The sequence below is a fragment of the Bifidobacterium jacchi genome (assembly GCF_009078285.1).
GTDB lineage: Bacteria > Actinomycetota > Actinomycetes > Actinomycetales > Bifidobacteriaceae > Bifidobacterium > Bifidobacterium jacchi.
The window spans coordinates 240-1,305 of sequence record NZ_RQSP01000098.1 but is presented as its reverse complement, the minus strand read 5'-3'; the positions used below and the strand labels follow the sequence as shown (position 1 = coordinate 1,305).

Annotated in this window: 1 protein-coding gene; it reads right to left on the bottom strand. The window is 65.1% G+C overall.

Annotated features, from left to right (window positions below):
- Positions 1 to 989, bottom strand: a 989-nt coding sequence (locus tag EHS19_RS10470) for a hypothetical protein (RefSeq protein ID WP_206666368.1), incomplete at its 3' end; no start/stop codon positions are given.
- Between the last annotated feature and the right edge of the window lie 77 nt (positions 990 to 1,066).

The window sequence follows — 1,066 nt, the reverse complement described above, 5'->3', positions numbered from 1 at the left end:
CCCATCCCGTCGTAGATCCTGATACGAACGACGAGCTTGGTCTCGTCCCAGGCGTCCTTCACCTTGACTCTTTCGACATGGGTGACGGCATCGTGGTGGACGGTCTTGTATTCGGCCGGGTGCTGAACGTTCTCCGTCCAGGCGGCCCTGACGAGCACCTGTTCGCTCCATGCGTCCTTCACCTTGACCCGTTCCGACCACGCCGGCTTGTCGACCACGGTCCTGTCTCCGTATTTGGCGGGGATCCTCTCATCCCATGCAGGCTTCACCAGCACCTTCTCGACGTGGGACTGTTCGGGATGGTTCACGGTATGCGCGGGCACGTCCACGACCTTTTCGTCCCATGCATCCCGTACCTTGACCTTCTCGTCCCAGGCCGCCTTGTCGATGACCACACGGTCCTGGTATTCGGCCTTGTGGTGCACGGTTTCGGTCCAGGCGTCCTTCACCTTGACCTTCTCGGTCCAGGCCTCCTTGTCGATGACGACCTTGTCCCGGTATTCGGCCTCGTGGCGCACGGTGTGCTCCGGGGTGACGAGCACGCGCTCGACGTGGGTCTGGGCCGGGTGACTGACCTCCTTGTACTCGGCCGGGTGGGTGACCTTCTCGTCCCAGGCGTCCCTTACCTTGACCCGCTCGGTGCGGGTGAGCGCGGGATGCTCCCTGGTCTGGACGACGGCCTCGTGGCGGACGGGCACGTCCTGGAAGACGGGCTCGAAATGGCCGTCGCGGTCGACGATCCACACCTTGGTGGCGTGATGCCGTTGCTGGGTGGACTGCCGGTTGTCGGATGACTGGTGGGCGGTGCCGTCGGACTGGTTGTCGGACTTGTCCCCGGCGGGCGCCTTGACGACGCACTCGTTCGACTCGTAGCCGGCGGGCAGGGGCTGGCCGGGGGCCCAGGTGCCTTGGACCATGCGGTTGACGAGCTCCTGCACCTTGTCGGCCGCCTCGTCGCCGTACTTGCCGGCGAGCGTGTGTTTTGGCAAGTTGGTGTCCGCGTTGTGAGCGGTGTTTTTCCGCAGGGTGGGCAGCGGGTTTCCCGCGGGGTGGGCGGTATCGGCCG